Source organism: Amycolatopsis lurida (assembly GCF_900105055.1).
Lineage (GTDB): Bacteria > Actinomycetota > Actinomycetes > Mycobacteriales > Pseudonocardiaceae > Amycolatopsis > Amycolatopsis lurida.
In genome coordinates this window covers 4,542,324-4,559,712 of sequence record NZ_FNTA01000004.1, presented here as the reverse complement: position 1 = coordinate 4,559,712, position 17,389 = coordinate 4,542,324, and the positions used below count along the sequence as shown (strand labels likewise).

The 17,389-nt window shown below is 68.3% G+C and carries 16 protein-coding genes and 1 pseudogene; 6 read left to right on the top strand and 11 right to left on the bottom strand.

What is annotated here, in order from left to right; translation table 11 throughout:
• Positions 1 to 46: 46 nt before the first annotated feature.
• Both BLW75_RS26850 and BLW75_RS26845 read right to left on the bottom strand, forming a co-directional pair.
• Positions 47 to 469 carry an organic hydroperoxide resistance protein gene (locus BLW75_RS26850; protein WP_034314672.1) on the bottom strand — a complete coding sequence of 141 codons (423 nt, stop codon included), beginning with the start codon at positions 467 to 469 and terminating at the stop codon, positions 47 to 49.
• 138 nt (positions 470 to 607) lie between these two features.
• The gene (locus BLW75_RS26845; protein ID WP_034314670.1) at positions 608 to 1,183 is read right to left on the bottom strand and encodes an NADPH-dependent FMN reductase; all 576 of its coding nucleotides are present in this window, start codon (positions 1,181 to 1,183) and stop codon (positions 608 to 610) included.
• 148 nt (positions 1,184 to 1,331) lie between these two features.
• Between BLW75_RS26845 and BLW75_RS26840 the strand changes: the two genes are divergently transcribed.
• Complete coding sequence (locus BLW75_RS26840) at positions 1,332 to 2,378, top strand: alpha/beta hydrolase (protein ID WP_034314667.1); 1,047 nt, start codon at positions 1,332 to 1,334, stop codon at positions 2,376 to 2,378.
• Positions 2,379 to 2,483: 105 nt separating this feature from the next.
• Here the strand turns inward: BLW75_RS26840 and BLW75_RS26835 are convergent, their stop codons facing one another.
• On the bottom strand, positions 2,484 to 3,014 hold the full coding sequence (locus tag BLW75_RS26835) for a hypothetical protein (protein WP_034314665.1): 531 nt from the start codon (positions 3,012 to 3,014) through the stop codon (positions 2,484 to 2,486).
• Between the two features lie 433 nt (positions 3,015 to 3,447).
• Complete coding sequence (locus tag BLW75_RS26830; RefSeq protein ID WP_034314662.1) at positions 3,448 to 4,890, bottom strand: catalase; 1,443 nt, start codon at positions 4,888 to 4,890, stop codon at positions 3,448 to 3,450.
• 208 nt (positions 4,891 to 5,098) lie between these two features.
• Here BLW75_RS26830 and BLW75_RS26825 point away from each other — a divergent pair, with 208 nt between their 5' ends.
• Entirely contained in the window at positions 5,099 to 6,241 is a 1,143-nt protein-coding gene (locus BLW75_RS26825; protein WP_034314660.1) for an MFS transporter, read from the top strand.
• Positions 6,242 to 6,270: 29 nt separating this feature from the next.
• Here the strand turns inward: BLW75_RS26825 and BLW75_RS26820 are convergent, their stop codons facing one another.
• The 4 genes from BLW75_RS26820 to BLW75_RS26805 form a co-directional block, all read right to left on the bottom strand.
• On the bottom strand, positions 6,271 to 6,642 hold the full coding sequence (locus BLW75_RS26820) for a hypothetical protein (RefSeq protein ID WP_034314657.1): 372 nt from the start codon (positions 6,640 to 6,642) through the stop codon (positions 6,271 to 6,273).
• Between the two features lie 73 nt (positions 6,643 to 6,715).
• The gene (locus BLW75_RS26815) at positions 6,716 to 7,906 is read right to left on the bottom strand and encodes an RtcB family protein (RefSeq protein ID WP_034314834.1); all 1,191 of its coding nucleotides are present in this window, start codon (positions 7,904 to 7,906) and stop codon (positions 6,716 to 6,718) included.
• A 126-nt stretch (positions 7,907 to 8,032) separates the two neighbouring features.
• Positions 8,033 to 9,073, bottom strand: a complete 1,041-nt coding sequence (locus tag BLW75_RS26810) for an aspartate-semialdehyde dehydrogenase (protein WP_034314655.1) — start codon at positions 9,071 to 9,073, stop codon at positions 8,033 to 8,035.
• Positions 9,073 to 10,338 (bottom strand): aspartate kinase, encoded by a 1,266-nt coding sequence (locus BLW75_RS26805; protein WP_034314653.1) that lies wholly within the window; start codon positions 10,336 to 10,338, stop codon positions 9,073 to 9,075. The genes BLW75_RS26810 and BLW75_RS26805 overlap by 1 nt, the downstream gene beginning before the upstream one ends.
• A gap of 227 nt (positions 10,339 to 10,565) precedes the next feature.
• On the opposite strand from BLW75_RS26805, the gene BLW75_RS26800 reads away from it, so the two are divergent.
• Positions 10,566 to 11,162, top strand: coding sequence for a nitroreductase family protein (locus tag BLW75_RS26800; RefSeq protein WP_034314650.1), 597 nt, complete (start codon positions 10,566 to 10,568; stop codon positions 11,160 to 11,162).
• Between the two features lie 265 nt (positions 11,163 to 11,427).
• Here the strand turns inward: BLW75_RS26800 and BLW75_RS43615 are convergent.
• A pseudogene (locus BLW75_RS43615) lies at positions 11,428 to 12,489 on the bottom strand (MFS transporter); the annotation flags it as partial.
• Positions 12,490 to 12,688: 199 nt separating this feature from the next.
• On the opposite strand from BLW75_RS43615, the gene BLW75_RS26790 reads away from it, so the two are divergent.
• The gene (locus tag BLW75_RS26790; protein WP_034314647.1) at positions 12,689 to 13,528 is read left to right on the top strand and encodes a helix-turn-helix transcriptional regulator; all 840 of its coding nucleotides are present in this window, start codon (positions 12,689 to 12,691) and stop codon (positions 13,526 to 13,528) included.
• 9 nt (positions 13,529 to 13,537) lie between these two features.
• The gene (locus BLW75_RS26785; RefSeq protein WP_241783703.1) at positions 13,538 to 14,137 is read left to right on the top strand and encodes a hypothetical protein; all 600 of its coding nucleotides are present in this window, start codon (positions 13,538 to 13,540) and stop codon (positions 14,135 to 14,137) included.
• A 14-nt stretch (positions 14,138 to 14,151) separates the two neighbouring features.
• Here the strand turns inward: BLW75_RS26785 and BLW75_RS26780 are convergent, their stop codons facing one another.
• Entirely contained in the window at positions 14,152 to 14,517 is a 366-nt protein-coding gene (locus tag BLW75_RS26780; RefSeq protein ID WP_034314644.1) for a hypothetical protein, read from the bottom strand.
• Between the two features lie 244 nt (positions 14,518 to 14,761).
• On the opposite strand from BLW75_RS26780, the gene leuA reads away from it, so the two are divergent.
• Entirely contained in the window at positions 14,762 to 16,519 is a 1,758-nt protein-coding gene (gene leuA, locus BLW75_RS26775; protein ID WP_034314640.1) for a 2-isopropylmalate synthase, read from the top strand.
• Between the two features lie 213 nt (positions 16,520 to 16,732).
• Here the strand turns inward: leuA and BLW75_RS26770 are convergent, their stop codons facing one another.
• Positions 16,733 to 17,359, bottom strand: a complete 627-nt coding sequence (locus BLW75_RS26770) for a peroxiredoxin-like family protein (RefSeq protein WP_091598379.1) — start codon at positions 17,357 to 17,359, stop codon at positions 16,733 to 16,735.
• Positions 17,360 to 17,389: the final 30 nt, after the last annotated feature.

Here is a 17,389-nt window from a genome sequence, read left to right as displayed (position 1 = left end):
CTTTCGGAAATCAGTCGGTTCGGGAAGGGACCTGCCGCGGACGGGATCAGACCGTCGCGGACAGCGCGACCTCGATGTTGCCGCGGGTCGCGTTCGAGTAGGGGCACACCTGGTGCGCCTGCTCGACGAGCTGATCGGCCTGCGCCTGCTCCAGGCCGGGCAGCGAAACCTTGAGTGCCACACCGAGACCGAAGCCCTCGCCCTGCTTGAGCACGCTGACCTCGGCGGTCACGGTGGAGCCGTTCAGCGCCACCTTCGCCTGGCGCGCGACGAGCTGCAGCGCGGAGTGGAAACAGGCGGAATAGCCGGCGGCGAAGAGCTGCTCGGGGTTCGTCTTGTCCCCGCCGGGGCCGCCCATCTCCTTCGGGATCGCCAGCGACTCGTCGATGACGCCGTCAGAGGAAGTGACCTCACCGTTGCGGCCGTCGCCGCGAGCGGTGGCCACAGCGGTGTACAGAGCCTCAGCCATTCTTCGCCTACCTCCTGGTCTCAAGACACGCCCCGTTGAGCGTCTCTTCGGTGCCAACGTCCCGCAACCGCGAAACCTTGCCACCCCATGGCAGGCATCACGTCCGGGAACTACCCGGACGAAGACCGGAGCAAACGACTAGTGACCGGCGCGACTCAGCGCGAACTCGGCGACCTGGGTTCCGATCAGGCGAAGCGTGCGGACGCTCTTCTCGTCCGAGGCGCCGCCTGCTTCGTCGAACTTGGTCTCCGCGGTGTTGATCGAACCACCCAAAGGGGTGGCCCACCCGCGCAGCGCGTGCGTGATCGTGCGCAGTTGCTCCAGCGTGGTGACCGCGGCCTGCCAGCCGTACGCGACGGCGGCGAGGCCGACCGCGCGGCCGTCGAGGTACGGACGGGCGTCGTCACGCAGGTCTTCGACGTAGTCCAGGGCGTTCTTGACCAGTCCGGACAGCGCGCCGTGGTAGCCGGGCGAGACGACGACGATCCCGTCGGCGCGGCGGATCGCTTCGACCAGCCGGGTGGCCCGCTCGTGCCGCTCATCCAGCGCGGTGTCGTAGAACGGCAGCACCAGCTCGGGCCCGGAGATCAGCTCGGTGGTGACTCCGGCTTCGGCCGCGGCGCCGAGCGCGATGCGCAGCGCGCGCTCGGATTGCGAGCCCTCCCGGAGGGAGCCGCCGATACCGAGGACATGCACCGCGTTCGTCGAAGTCACGCTTTCGAGGCTAACCCCTCTACTTAAGTGGAGGACCAGGATCTGGAACGGAGTCCTGCGTCACACCCGTTCGCCGCAAGGCCCGCGTTCCCCGCTGGACGGCATACCTACTCGAAAGTAACCTGACGGGAAGCCCCCAGGAGGAAGCATGGCGATACCGCTCCAGATCCGTGCCGAGGCCGCGTTTTCGCAGCTGGCGTTCTGGCTCCCGAAGCCGGTCAGACGGGCCATCGCGGGACCGCCCCTCCGCCTGGACGGACAGGAACTCGCGCTGGACGCCCAGCTCCTGCTCCGCCTGCAGAAGCTGGCGAAGGCGTCGCTGGTGCGGGGAACCGTCGAAGAGTCGCGCACCATGCTCCTGGCGAGCAGGCATCTGGTCAGCGGGCCGACGATCGAACCGGTCGCCACCAGGGAACTGCTCATCCCCACGGGTGACGGCGACGTGCCTGCCACGCTCTACACCCCGGCCGGGCTGCCGGATCCGTCCGGGCTGCTGGTGTTCTTCCACGGCGGCGGCTGGGTGGTCGGCAGCCGCGTCTCCCACGACAACACCGTCCGCTACCTGGCGAAACAGGCGGGCGTGCGGGTTCTTTCGGTGGAGTACCGGCTCGCGCCGGAGACGCGGTTCCCCGGCGCCACCGAAGACGCGATCGCGGCGTTCGAGTACGCCTTCGCGAAAGCACGGGACCTGGGCGCCGACCCGGCGCGCATCGCCGTCGGCGGTGACAGCGCGGGCGGGAACCTCGCCGCGGTGACGGCGCAGCAGGCGGTCAAACGCGGCGGCGGGGTCCCGGCGTTCCAGCTGCTGTTCTACCCGGCGACCGATTTCACCGTGCGGCGCCGCTCCCGGGAATTGTTCGCCGAGGACCTGTTCCTCACCGATTCGGATATGACCTGGTTCGAAGGACATTACGTGCCGAAGGGCACCGATCTGTACAACCCGAAACTGTCGCCGCTGCACGGCGACGTTTCCGGATTGCCACCCGCGTATATCGCGACGGCGGGTTTCGACCCGCTGCGCGACGAGGGCGAGGCTTACGCGGAGAAATTGCGGAAGGCCGGGGTCCCGGTGGCGCTCAGCCGCCAGCCGGACCTGATCCACGGGTACATCAACTTCCTCGGCGTCGGACGGCGGTTCCGTGAGGCGACGGCCGAAGCGGCGGGAGCCCTGCGGCTGGGTCTCGCGCCGAAGTGAGAAAGCCAGAGCCCGAGTGAGGAGAAATGTCCCCACTCGGGCTCCGGCCCCCATATCGTGGCCCGCCGCCCTGCACGGCGAACCCTGACGACTCCCGGTCTGCTTCTAGGGCGTGGGAAGCGGTACGGGCGGGACCGGCAGCGGCGGGACAGGGAGTCCGCCGAGCAGGCCCGCGAGGATGCCGGTCACGGCTGCCAACAGGGCTTTCACCAGGTCGCTGACGATCTTCAGCGGTCCGGGAAGGTCCGGGAGCGAGGGGATCGGCACCGGCAGTGGCGGCAGCTGTCGCGCCTTCGCCGTCGGGTCGGCCAGCAGCCTGCTGGACTCGACGGAGCGACCCTGGGCCAGGTCGCCGAGCTTCTGGGTTTCGGTCTGGATCTGGTAGCGCTTGCCCGCGGCGATGTCACCGAGGACGGGGCTGAGCTTGTCCAAGTCCGCCCGCGTCTTGGCGACGTCGCCGGCGTAGGCCACCTTGGTGAGGCCGTCTCGCATCTGCAGCACCTGCGCGGCGAGCGCCTGTGTGTTCGACGAGCCCTTCCCACCATCGGTGCCTGCCGTAGCGGCGCCGGCCGAGGCCACCGCCAACAGACTGCCTGCGGCGACCGCGGCAATCGTCCGGGCAATGTTGCCTTTCATTCCCTTACCTCCTGGCCTCTGGGACCTGACGAGGTAAATCGATACCCGCCGTATCGGCCGAACACCACCCGATCACCGGTTGGAACCGTTTTCTAACCCTTACGTGCCGGATTCATTCCCGGGGAAGACCCCCGCAATTGATTAACGTCGAAATCTTGTGCTTCCCCCTGAAGATCATCCTTTTCCCGACGCTTTATGACCACCTGTGACCGATCGACACGGTGGTGCGGCTCGTTCACCCACAGCGGTGTAAACGGTGATCGTTTAGCTTGATCACTCCGTCGGACAGGCGTGTCGCGCTGCTCCACTCGGGTTGTCCCCCACGCACGCCACGCCCACTTCTGGTTTCACATGCGAGTGGGGACATGGAAACGCCCCCGGTGCGCGCACCGGGGGCGTTCCGTGGTGGGAGCAGCCTCTCGAAAGAGGTCCCTTACTCGCGGAAAGCGTCCGCGACCTTGTCGCCGAGGTCCTTGTCGACGTTCCGCCAGTACTCGAAGACCCGCTCGAGCACCGGGCGCGAGACGTCGTTCGAGGCGTGGCCGATGATGTTGCTCGCGAGCCGCTCGCGCTGCGCGTCGTCCATCACGTCACGGACGAGCGTGCCCGGCTGGCCGAAGTCGTCGTCCTCGGCGTGGAGCTTGTACGCCGACCGGATGACCTCGTCCTCGACGCCGTAGCCCGAAGCGGTCTCGGCGGCGATCTCCGCGTTCGCGTGCGGGCCGCCGTAGGAGTTCGGCGCGTACACCGGGTCGCCCGGGTTGTTGTAGCGCATCGCGCCGTCGCGCGAGTAGCTGTTCACCGGGGACTTCGGCGCGTTGACGGGCAGCTGCGTGTAGTTCGCGCCGATCCGGTAGCGGTGGGCGTCCGGGTAGGCGAACAGGCGGCCCTGCAGCATCTTGTCCGGCGACGGGCCGATACCCGGCACCAGGTTGGACGGCTCGAACGCGGCCTGCTCGATCTCCGCGAAGTAGTTCGCCGGATTGCGGTCGAGCACCCAGCGGCCGACCTTGATCAGCGGGTAGTCGCCCTTCGGCCACACCTTGGTCAGGTCGAACGGGTTGAAGCGGTAGTCCGCGGCCTCGGCGTAGGGCATCACCTGGACGTACAGCGTCCAGCTGGGGTGATTGCCCTGCTTGATGTTCTTGAACAGGTCGCGGATGTAGTAGTCCGAGTCCTCGCCGGCGATCCGGTCCGCGTCGGCCTGCGCGAGGTAGCCGATGCCCTGGTCGGTCTTGAAGTGGTACTTGACCCAGAACTTCTCGCCGCCCGCGTTCTCCCACAGATAGGTGTGCGAGCCGAAACCGTCCATCTCCCGCCAGTTCGACGGGATGCCGCGGTCGCCCATCAGCCAGGTGACCTGGTGCGCGGACTCGGGCCGCAGCGTCCAGAAGTCCCACTGGATGTCGTGGTCGCGCAGGTGGTTGTCGGCGCGGCGCTTCTGCGAGTGGATGAAGTCGGGGAACTTGATCGGGTCGCGGATGAAGAACACCGGGGTGTTGTTGCCGACGAGATCGTAGTTGCCCTCGGAGGTGTAGAACTTCACCGCGAAGCCGCGCGGGTCGCGCCACGTGTCGGGAGAGCCGTTCTCCCCGGCGACGGACGAGAACCGGGCCAGGCTCTCGGTGCGCACGCCCGGCTGGAACAGCGCGGCCTTCGTGAACTGACTGACATCCTCGGTGACTTCGAGGAAGCCGTGCGCGCCGCCGCCCTTGGCGTGGACGACCCGTTCGGGCACCCGCTCACGGTTGAACTGGGCGTTCTTCTCGATCAGGTAGTGGTCCTGAAGCAGGATCGGGCCGTTGGCACCTGCCGTCAGGGAGTCGTTGTCGCTCGCGACGGGGATGCCCACGTTGTTCGTGGTCGGCAGGGTCACGCCGGTGCCTCCTGGTTCGTGGTGGTGAGCGGTCGGTCCTCCTCCACCCTCTCGCCTAATCTGGAATCAGTCAAGAAAACACCCCGGTCCGGGTGACCCGGACCTCGCGAAAAAAACTTGCACGTGCGTACCAAGTTACGTTCTCATCGGACGTATGGCCCTCGCTCCGTATCGTCGTGTGTTAGCCGTGCCCGGAGTTCCCAGCTCGATGCTGCTGATGTTCCTGGCCCGCCTCCCGATGACGGCCATGGGCGTGACGATGACGCTGTACGTGGTCAACGATCTCGGCCGCGGCTACGGCGCGGCCGGGCTGGTCGGGGCCGCCACCACGCTCGGCAGCGCGATCGGGGCACCGCTCGTCGGCCGGTACGTCGACCGCTACGGGCTGCGGCCGGTGGTCGCGATCTGCGGGCTGGCCTCGTCGACGTTCTGGATCAGCGCGCCGCATCTGCCGTATCAGGTACTGCTCGCGGTCGCGCTTCCCGCCGGCGTGCTGTCGGTGCCCGCCGGGACGCTCGCGCGACTGGTGCTCACCGCGCTCGTGCCGCTGGAGCAACGACGGGCGGCCTACTCGCTGGACACGATCCTGGTGGAGGCGTCGTTCATGATCGGGCCGTCGGCCGGGATCATGGCGATCACGCAGCTGCCCGCGGTCTACGCGCTCACCGGGATCGGGGTCTGTTTCGCGATTTCGGCGACGCTGATCTACCGGCAGAACCCGCCGATCCGCGCCGAGGCCGACGCCGAGATGTTCACCGGGGAGCGGCCGCCCGTGCGGAGCTGGCTCACCGGACGGCTCGTGATGGCGATGTTCATCGCCGCGGGCGCGTTGTTCTGCCTGGTCGGCATGGAGCTCGCCGCGCTGGCGACGCTGCGCGCGAGCGGTGACATCGCCTGGTCCGGGCTGTTGATCACGCTGATGTGCATCGCATCGGTCCTCGGCGGGGCGATCCACGGCGCGGTCCGGCGGTCGCTTTCGCAGGGCACGCTGATGCTGCTGCTCGCGGTGCTGACCCTGCCGGTCGGCCTGATCTCGGAGCCGTGGTGGCTGCTGGCGATCGTGCTCTTCCCGAGCAACGTGCTGTGCGCGCCGACGCTCGCGGCGAGCACGGAGACCGTCAGCGCCGCGGCGCCCGCCCGCGTGCGAGGAGAGGCGATGGGCCTGCTGGACGCGGCCAGCCGGATCGGGCTGGCGATCGGGAGCCCGGTCATCGGATTCGCGATCGACCACTCCAGCCCCGGCTGGGGATTCGCGGCTTCGGCGCTGGGCGCGCTGGCGATCGCCTCCGTCGGCCTCTTCTGGCGCCGGTCCCGGACGCCCGCCCAGGTGCCCGCGCTCTCCTCCTCCTGAAGTGAGCTGAAAGGCCCCTTCAGCTCCGGCTAGGCGCAGACCTTCCGGAGGGCTTCCAGCTGCTCGAGGTTGCGCTTGGTCCAGTCCGCGACCTTGCCCGCGTCCTGGATGTTCTCCTTCTGCACCTGCAGGTACGAGTCGGCCATTCCGGTGAGCGCACCCGCCACGTTCTGCTCGCCGACACTGCCCGCCAGCTCACGCAGGCGCTTCTCCTTGTCCGCGGCGCGCTCCTTGAGCGTCGCCGGGTCCGGATTGAGGTCGGCGAGGCTGAGCGCCTCGGCGCAGGCGCTGACCTTCGTCGCCGCCTTGTTCGTCTGATCGACCGCGTTCGTGACCTCGCTGCAGCCCGCCAGCGCGAGCCCGGCGGCCGCCAGGAGCGCCGCGATTCCCAACCTCTTCATGAGAACCACAGTAGCGAGAACGTGGGTGGTATGTCGGGTTCCCCCGGCCACCACCCACGAACCGCCCGGTGATTCAGCCCTTCACACAGACGACCTGCTTGAGGTGCGCGACCACCTCGACGAGATCCGTCTGCGCCTTGATCACCGTTTCGATGTCCTTGTACGCGGCCGGGATCTCGTCCACCACACCGGAGTCCTTGCGGCATTCCACGCCGGCGGTCTGCGCGGCGAGGTCCTCGGCGGTGTACAGCTTCTTCGCCTTGTTCCGCGACATCCGGCGGCCCGCCCCGTGCGACGCGGACTGGAAGGACGACTCGTTCCCAAGGCCTCGCACGATGTACGAGCCGGTGCCCATGCTGCCCGGGATGATTCCGAGATCACCCGAACCCGCGCGGATCGCGCCCTTGCGCGTCACCAGAAGGTCGACGCCGTCGTAGGTCTCTTCGGCGACGTAGTTGTGGTGACAGCTGATCGCGTCGTCGAACGTCGTCTGCGGCACGACGTCCTTCAGCGCCTGCTTCACGAGCGCGACCATGGTGGCGCGGTTGCGCGCCGCGTAGTCCTGCGCCCAGAACAGGTCGCGCCGGTACGCCTGCATTTCGGGCGTGCCCGCGACGAACACCGCGAGATCCGGGTCCGGCAGGTCCGCGTTGTGCGGCAGCTTCCGCGCGACGGCCATATGCCGTTCCGCGAGTTCCTTGCCGATGTTGCGCGAACCGGAGTGCAGCATCAGCCACACGCGGCCTTCGTCCTCGCCGCCCTGTTCGAGGCAGACCTCGATGAAGTGGTTGCCGCCACCGAGGCTCCCGATCTGGCGCGACGCGCGGTCGTGCAGGTCCTGGACGCCGGGATGCAGGTCGCCGAAGGACTTCCAGAACGCGTCCCAGCCACCGACACCGTGCACCTTCGCCGGGTTCACCGGGGTCTTGTGCAGGCCGAACCCGACCGGGACGGCCGATTCGATCCGGCGGCGGAGCTTCAGGAGGTCGTCGGGCAGGTCGGCGGCGGTGAGCGAGGTCCGTACCGCGCTCATCCCGCAGCCGATGTCCACGCCGACGGCGGCCGGGGACACCGCGTCGCGCATCGCGATCACGCTGCCGACGGTCGCGCCCTTGCCGTAGTGGACGTCGGGCATGACCGCGACGCCGTGCACCCACGGCAGGTTGGCGACGTTGTGCAGCTGTCGCATGGCTTGGTCCTCGACCGATGTGGGGTCCGCCCACATCCGGATCGGAACCCGCGAGCCTTCGACCGCCGTGTACATGATTTTCCCTTCGTGGAAACGTTTGTCGCCACAGAGCATGCACCGGCCGAAGGCTCCCGACAACGCAATTAGTCACCTACTTGCCCGCGACAGGGGGGCAAGTAGGTGACTGATTGCGGCAGAGCGTCAGGAGTTCGCGGCGACCAGTTCCGCGATCTGCACGGCGTTGAGCGCCGCGCCCTTCCGCAGGTTGTCGTTCGACAGGAACAGCACCAGGCCGCGACCGCCGTCGACACCCGGGTCCGTCCGCAGGCGCCCGACGTACGACGGGTCCTGGCCGGCGGCCTGCAGCGGCGTCGGGATGTCCGACAGCTCCACGCCGGGGGCGCCGGTGAGCAGTTCGGTCGCGCGGGCGACCGAAAGCGGCTGCGAGAACTCGGCGTTGATCGAGATCGAGTGCCCCGAGAACACCGGCACCCGCACGCAGGTGCACGAGACCAGCAGCTCCGGGATGCTCAGGATCTTGCGGCTCTCGTTGCGGAACTTCTTCTCCTCGTCCGTCTCGAACTCGCCATCGTCCACAATGGACCCGGCCAGCGGGAGGACGTTGTGCGCGATGGGCCGCGCGTACTTCTTCGGCTCCGGGAAGGCCACCGCCGACCCGTCGTGGGTCAGCGCGCCCGCGTTCGCCGCCGCGGCGGCGAGCTGGCCTTCCAGCTCCTCCACGCCGGCGAGCCCGCTGCCGGACACGGCCTGGTAGGTGCTGGCGACCAGCCGCACCAGGCCCGCCTCGGCGTGCAGTGGCTTGAGCACCGGCATCGCGGCCATGGTGGTGCAGTTGGGGTTCGCGATGATCCCCTTGCGCGCCTCCTTGACCGCCTCCGGGTTGACCTCGCTGACGATCAGCGGGACATCCGGGTCCATCCGCCACGCCGACGAGTTGTCGATGACCGTGGCACCGGCCGCGGCGAACCGCTCCGCCTGCGCCTTGGAGGTCGCGCCACCGGCCGAGAAGAGCGCGATGTCCAAACCGGACGGATCCGCGGTCGTCGCGTCCTCGATGACGATTTCCCCGTCACGCCAGGGAAGTTTCGAACCGGCGGACCGCGCCGAGGCGAAGTACCGCATTTCGGCGGCCGGGAAACCCCGTTCGGCCAGCAGACGGCGCATCACGCCGCCGACCTGGCCGGTCGCTCCGACCACGCCTACCCGCAAACCTTCCGGCATCAGCGACCACTCCCCGCGTAGACGACGGCTTCTTCGTCGCCGCCGAGTTCGAACGCCTCGTGGATCGCGCGCACCGCGTCGTCGAGCTGCGCGTCCCGGATCAGCACCGAGATCCGGATCTCCGAGGTGTTGATGATTTCGATGTTGACGCCCGCCTGCGCGAGCGCTTCGCAGAACGTCGCCGTGACACCGGGGTGCGAGCGCATCCCCGCGCCGACGAGCGACACCTTGCCGACATGGTCGTCGTAGAGCACCGACTCGAAGCCGATCTCGTCCTTGATCTTCTCCAGCGACTGCACGGCCTTTGCCCCGTTGGCCTTCGACAGCGTGAAGGTGATGTCGGTGCGGCCGGACGAGGTGCTGGACACGTTTTGCAGCACCATGTCGATGTCGATCTCGTTGTCGGCGATCACGCGGAAGATCCGGGCGGCGGCACCGGTCGTGTCGGGCACGCCGGTCACCGTGATCTTGGCTTCGGAGCGGTCGTGCGCCACACCGGTGATCAACGCTTGTTCCACGGGGATCTCCTCGATAGAACCGGTCACCGTGGTGCCCGGCTTGTCACTGTAGGAAGAACGGACTCGGATCGGGACGCCGTAGCGGCGCGCGTACTCCACCGAGCGCAGGTGCAGGATCTTCGACCCGCTCGCCGCCAGCTCCAGCATCTCCTCGTAGGCGATGGTGTCGAGCTTGCGGGCGTCGGACACGACCCGGGGATCGGCGGTGTACACACCGTCCACATCGGAATAGATCTCGCAGACGTCGGCGTTCAGCGCGGCGGCCAGCGCGACGGCGGTGGTGTCCGAACCCCCGCGGCCGAGGGTGGTGATGTCCTTGGTGTCCTGCGACACGCCCTGGAAACCCGCGACCAGCGCGATGTAGCCCTGGTCGAGAGCCTCCGTCACCCGGCTGGGGCTGACGTCGATGATCCGCGCGTTGCCGTGCACCGACGTCGTCACCACACCGGCCTGCGAGCCGGTGAACGACCAGGCCTCCGCGCCCTGCGCCGAAATCGCCATCGCCACCAGGGAGTTGGAGATGCGCTCACCCGCGGTGAGCAGCATGTCCATCTCGCGTTCCGGCGGCGCCGGGTTGACCTGCTGCGCCAGGTCGAGCAGCTCGTCGGTCGTATCGCCCATGGCGGAGCAGACGACGACCACGTCGTTGCCCGCCTTCTTGGTGGCGACGATGCGTTCCGCGACGCGTTTGATCCGGTCGGCACTTTCCAGCGACGAACCGCCGTACTTCTGGACCACGAGGGCCACGCCCGAACCTCCTCGACGGGCCGGGCGTGCTCCTGGTGGGCACCGAGGAGCCCCCGCGTCCCTTATTTGGGCGAAAGCCTACCGGGGTCGCGCACGCTCGCCACCCTCGTAAGTGGTCCTGACCACCACTTCGAGGACTCCTGGAAGTAAATCTTCCTTAACACCAACGAAATAGTCGGAGGGCTTTCGCTTTAGTGACGGAGAGCACCCCTTGCTACCGTCCCTTGATGCACAAACCCGCCGACACGAGTACCCCGATCGCGCCGCTCCTGGCCGCGAGGTGGAGCCCGCGCGCCTACGACGAGTCAGCGACCGTCACCGAAGACCAGCTCCGCGCGCTGCTCGAAGCGGCCCGCTGGGCACCGTCGTTCGGCAACACCCAGCCCGCCCGCTACCTGGTCGGCCTGCGGGGCACGCCGTCGTTCGACCGCATCCTCTCGACGCTCAACTCGGGCAACCGCGCGTGGGCCCACCGCGCCGGGCTGCTGCTGATCGGCGTGATGGTGACCACGAACGAGAAGGGTGACGTCCCGTACGCCGAGTACGGGCTCGGGCTGGCGAGCGAGAATCTCGTGCTCCAGGCCGTCGACCTCAGCCTGATCGCGCACCAGATGGCGGGCTTCTCCGCCGAAGCGGCGAAGGACTTCTTCGGCCTCCCAGACGACGTCGTCCCCAAGGTCGCCATCGCCGTCGGCTCGCCAGCGGATCCCTCGGTGCTCGAAGAGGACTGGCGCATCGAGCGCGAGAAGGCGCCGCGCGAGCGAATCCCGCTGGCCGAATTCGCCTACGCCGACGTTTGGGGCACGAGCGCTTTCGACGGCTGAGGGAGCCGGCGCGAAGGGCGAGGATCCCGAGCCCGACATGCAGCAGGCTCAGCACCGCGACGGCGGTGTGGAGGCCCGCGACGAAGGCCTGCTTCGCGTCAAGGGCGGCTGTGGGCGCGATCTCGAGGGTTTCGCCGAGTGTCGGCGCGAGATCCGGCCCGGCCAGGCGGAACACCAGCGCGGCGAGCGACCCCATGAGCGCGATTCCGAGCGCGTTGCCGATCTCGTTGCTCGTCTCGGCGATCGCGCCCGCCGCTCCCGCGCGTTCGGCGGGCACCGCGGCGACGGCCGTGTCCGCCACCAGGCTGAACGAGATGCCGTAGCCGACGCCGGCGACCACCGTCGACGCGACGTACCAGCCCGCCCCGCCCGTGACACCGGTCATGAGCAGCAGCGCGAGCCCGGCGGCGATGGAGAAAGGGCAGGCGATCAGCGCCGCGCGGGCGCCGATCCGGTCGACCAGCGCGGGCGTGAGGACGCACATGATCGTGAGCACGGCCGCGCCGGGCAGCGCCAGCAGCGCCGCGTGCAGGACGGGCAGGCCGAGCACGGACTGCAAGTGGATCCCCGACAGGTACGCGGCCGCCGACCACGCCGCCAGTGGCAGCAGCCCGGTGACGATCGCGATCGTGAAGACGCGGTCGTGGAACAGGGAGAACTCGATCAGCGGATACTCCAGGCCCCGCTGACGCCGGGCGAACCACACCAGCAGCCCGGCCCCGGCGATCGCGGAGGAGACCGCGGTGACGGACAGGCCGTCGGCGGCCGCGTGCTTGATCCCGTAGATCGCGAGCAGCAGGCCGGTCGCGGAGAGCACGACGCTCAGCGCGTCGACGCGCCCCTTCCCGGCGGCACGGACCTCCCGCAGCAGGACCGGCGCGAGCGCCAGGAACACCGCGATCACCGGCAGGTTGACCAGGAAGACCGAACCCCACGGGAACCGTTCCAACAGGACACCGCCGACGACCGGGCCGATCGCGAAACCGGCGGCGAACGCGGCCGCGAAGATCCCGATGGCCCGCGCCCGGCGTCGCGCGTCGGGGAAGAGCTCGCTCAGCACCGCGAGCGCGGACGGCAGGAGGGTCGCTCCCGCCAGCCCCATCAGGGCACGGAACGCGATGAGCAGTTCCGGGCTCGGGGCGAACGCCGCGCCCGCCGAACCGGCGCCGAACACGGCGGCGCCGATCATCAGCAGCTTCAGTCGTCCGTACCGGTCGCCGATGTTGCCGAACGCGATCAGCAGCGAGCCGACCGCGAAGCCGTAGACGTCGAGGATCCACAACGCCTGATCGGCCGTGGGGGTCAGTGCCTGGCTGATCTCGGGCATCGCCAGGAACAGGATCGATCCGTCCATGGAGACCAGGAACACCGGGCAGAGGATCACCAGGAGGCCGAACCAGGCCCGGTCGTGCTGTCGTGTCATGCCCTCGACGCTGGACCGGCTTCGGGAGAGCAACCATCCCCGTGCCGTGGGTACACCCGGCAGGTACACCCACGCGGCGCGCGGAGAATTTAGGCTCGGAGTCATGGAAAGTCTCGGCGTGTACCTCAAGAGCCGTCGTGATCGGGTGACGCCCGCCGAGATCGGCCTGCGCACCTACGGGACTTCGCGCCGCGTGCCGGGCCTGCGCCGCGAGGAACTCGCCCAGCTCGCCGGAGTGAGCGCCGGGTACTACACGCGACTGGAGCAAGGACTGGCCGAAACCGCTTCACGGCAGGTGCTCGACGCGCTCGCCCGCGCGCTCCGGCTCGACGACGTCGAGACCGGCCATCTGCACAACCTCGCGCGGCAGCCATCGCTCCCGAAGCTGTCCGACCCCGGCCCGGAAGACCCGCATCCGCGGGTGCTCGCACTGCTGGAGAACCTCGGCGAGGCCGTGCCCGCCCTCGTCTTCGGCCGTCGCGGCGACGTGCTCGCGTGGAACCACGCGGGGCACACGCTCATGGCCGAACACCTCGATTTCGACGCGCCGGAGGATCCCGAACGGCGGCCTTCGCTGCCGCGCATGTTCTTCCTCGACCCGCTGACCCGCGAGCTGCACCGGAACCGGGCCGAACTCGCGCCGATCCACGTCGCCTACCTGCGGTTGACCGCGGGCCGGTACCCCACCGACGCCCGCCTTGCCGCGCTCATCGGCGAACTTTCGATGCGCAGCGACGAATTCGCGACCCTCTGGGCGACCGGTGACGTCGCCGACTGCACCGTCGGACCCATGCATCTGCGGCACCCCACGGTCGGCGCGGTGAGCGTCGACTACCAGGTGTGGCTCCAGCCCGACAGCCCCGACCACCGGCTGGAGATCTACACGCCGAAGGATCCGGGATCGGCCGACGCGCTGCAGCTCCTGACCAGGTTCGATCGCTAACCTGGGGACATGGGGGCATTCCGCGCGCTGATCCGCAACGAATCCCGCACGATGGCCGGGCTCTGGCTCTATCTCAGGCGCCGGAAGGACGGTATCGACGGGGACGCCGTCGCGGTGCCGTACGGCGGAGAAGGCAAGTCGATCTTCATCGTGCTCGCGGTGGTGAGCGCCGTCGAAGCGGGTCTCTTCTGGCTGCTCGACTTCGGCCTCGTCGTCGACATCCTGCTGCTCGCCCTCGGCGTGTACTCGGCGCTGCTGGTGTTCGGGGTCTACGCCGGCACCGTCGTCCGGCCACACGTGATCTCGTCGCGTGAAGTGCGGGTGCGCTACAGCTCCTTCTACGACGCGCGGATCCCACGGGAGAACGTCGTCGCGCTACGGCATGTGCAGGAGAGCCACGACCCGATCAAGGCTCAGAAGTTCCGCGACGAAACCTGGCTCAGTCACGACAACTTCTACGAGACCAACCTGATCGTCGAACTGCGCGAGCCGATCACGGTGACCCGGCCGCTCGGCGCGACCGAGACCGTCCGCGTCGTCAAGTTCCAGGCGGACGACCCGAAGGCCGCCGTCGAGGCCTACGAACGGCTCTCCCCCGACCGCATCTAGTCCTCTGAATGCGGCTAGGCCGAACCGCCGACGCGGCGGATGATCTTGGCGAGGATCCCGGTGACCACCATCCAGAAGATCGCGGCGATACCGTAGTTGATCAGTACGCGGAGCTTGGCGTCTTCGGGCATGAAGAGGTCCTTGAAGCCGAGCAGCAACCCGTCGGCCCAGCCGCGGACGAACGACACGATGCCGTTGTCGGGGTTGGCCTCGCCGATCACGAAGACGACGTGCAGCACGAGGATGGCCGCGAAGATCAAGCCGGCCCAGCGGACCACGCTCGCCAGTACCCCGGCCGCGCGACCACCGCCCGCGCGCCAGTCGACCTTGCGTCTGGTCGGCTGATCAGCGGTTTCCTTCTCTTCAGCGTGCTCGCCCATGCCGGGCAGTGTGGCACGCCGCCTGGTCCGATTGCTACCCGTGAGTAACCCGAATGGGCGCCACTGTGGTCACGGTTCGATCGCGGCCCGGGTTTCCTTTCGAGAGATCTCGCGGTTAAGGTGACGTCGTGGCTCGAGCTCTCCTGCTTCGCTGCCGCGACGGGGCCTGATCGGACCGGCTCCCCGTCGCGGGGCTTCGTGGTGCCGGTCGTCGCACCCGATTCTTCAGGAGAACCGTCCCCTCATGAGCATCCGCAAGCCCACCCGTCCTGCGCCTTCCGAGCAGGCTTCGTGGAACACCCAGCGCGGCACTTCGATGCCCGTGCACCGCTATCGCCCCTGGTACGACCTGGTCGAGGACATCTCGCTGCCCGACCGCACCTGGCCGGACAAGCGCATCGAGACCGCGCCGCTGTGGTGCGCGGTCGACCTGCGTGACGGCAACCAGGCCCTGATCGACCCGATGTCGCCCGCGCGCAAGCGCAAGTTCTTCGACCTGCTGGTCCGCATGGGCTACAAGGAGATCGAGGTCGGCTTCCCGGCGGCGTCGCAGACGGACTTCGACTTCGTCCGCGAGATCATCGACGAAGGCGCCATCCCGGACGACGTCAGCATCCAGGTACTGACCCAGTGCCGGCCGGAGCTGATCGAGCGCACCTTCAAGGCACTCGAAGGCGCGCCGCGCGCGATCGTCCACATCTACAACTCGACCTCGATCCTGCAGCGCCGCGTCGTGTTCCGCGAGGAGCGCATCGGCATCACGAAGATCGCTTCGCAGGCCGCCGAGCTGGTCGTCGACTACGCCGCGAAGCAGCCGGACACCGACTTCCGGTTCCAGTACTCGCCGGAGTCGTACACCGGCACCGAGCTGTCGTACGCGCTCGAGGTCTGCAACACCATCACCGAGATCTGGCAGCCGACGCCGGAGAAGCCGGTGATCCTGAACCTGCCCGCGACCGTCGAGATGGCGTCGCCGAACGTCTACGCCGACTCGATCGAGTGGATGCACCGCAACCTGGACCGCCGCGACTCGGTGATCCTGTCGCTGCACCCGCACAACGACCGCGGCACCGGTATCGCCGCCGCCGAGCTGGGCTTCCAGGCGGGCGCGGACCGGATCGAAGGCTGCCTGTTCGGCAACGGCGAGCGCACCGGCAACGTCGACCTGGTCGCGCTGGGCATGAACCTGTACAGCCAGGGCGTCGACCCGCAGATCGACTTCTCCGACATGGACGAGATCAAGCGGACCGTCGAATACTGCAACCAACTGCCGGTGCACGAACGCAGCCCGTGGGCCGGTGACCTGGTGTTCACCGCTTTCTCCGGCAGCCACCAGGACGCGATCAACAAGGGCCTCGACGCGATGAAGGCCGCCGCCGACAAGGCGGGCACGCCGATCGACGAGCACCCGTGGGAGGTCCCGTACCTGCCGATCGACCCGAAGGACATCGGCCGCAACTACGAGGCCGTGATCCGGGTGAACTCGCAGTCCGGCAAGGGCGGCGTCGCCTACATCATGAAGGCCGAGCACCAGCTCGACCTGCCGCGGCGCCTGCAGATCGAGTTCTCGAAGGTCGTCCAGCGCCACACCGACACCGAGGGCGGCGAGGTCGACCCGACCACGATGTGGAACGCCTTCTCGGCCGAGTACCTGGAGCTGAAGACGCCGCTGGAGCTGGTGCGCCAGCACGTCAGGGACAACGGCGACGGCGAGTACGACATCACCGCCACCGTGCGGGTCGAGGGGGACGAGCACGAGGTCACCGGCCGCGGCAACGGCCCGATCGCGGCGTTCTTCGACGCGCTGTCGACCGTCGGGTTCGACCTGCGGCTGCTGGACTACAGCGAGCACACGCTCTCGCCGGGCGACGACGCGCGGGCCGCTTCGTACATCGAATGCGCGATCTCCGACCGGGTCTACTGGGGCATCGGGATCGACCCGTCGATCGTGACCGCTTCACTGCGGGCCGTCGTCTCGGCCGTGAACCGGGCTCACCGGTAGTTTTCGCCGTTCCGTGAAGGCCTCCTTCACTACCTTGAGGGTAGGGATGGAGGCCTTCCCGGCTTTTCAGGCTTTGCCGTAACTCGCGTGATCGGAGCCGTAACTCGCGTGCCTGAAGGCGTATCTCGCGTGTTCGGGGCCGGAACGCCTCCAATCACGCGAGTTACGCGTCCAAGCACGTGAGTTACGCCTAAAGACCGCGGAAGGTGGCTCCTAGAGCGCCTTCACGGCGGCCAGGACGTCGGCCGGATCGGTGCGCGTCGTGTAATCCGGGTGCACGTCGATGTACCGGATGACACCCTCGCCGTCCACGACCAGGACGGTCGGATAGGGCAGCTCCCATTCCGCCGCCCCGTTGATCTTCTCGACGTCGCCGATGAGCGTGTCGAAAGCCGGCTTCGTCTCCGAAGCCAGCCGGAACGTGATGCCGAGCGCGCGGCCGAGCTCGTTGTCCACATCGGACAGCACGGTGAATTCGAGCTCCTTCGTGGACAGCGAATCGTCCGGGAGCTGCGGGCTGACCGCGACCAGCTTCACGCCCAGGTTCTCCAGCTCCGGCAACAATTCCTGCTGATACGTGCGTAGAGCCAGGTTGCAGTACGGACACCACGCGCCGCGGTAGAACACCACAACCGCGGGCCCGTCCGCGACCCGAACCTGCTCGCCTCCGGCGTCCGGCAGCGCGAGGTCCGGCATGGCCGTTTCCGGCTTCGCGGCCGCCTCGGCGACCACCCCCACGAACGCCGCCCGGTCGGCCTTGAGCACCTCGGCGACCTCGGCCGGAACGTGGTTCGCGACGGATTCCCGCAGCTCGGCGAGGTCGGTGTTGAGATCCCCCATGGTCAGCTCCTTGTGGTTGTACTGATCGGT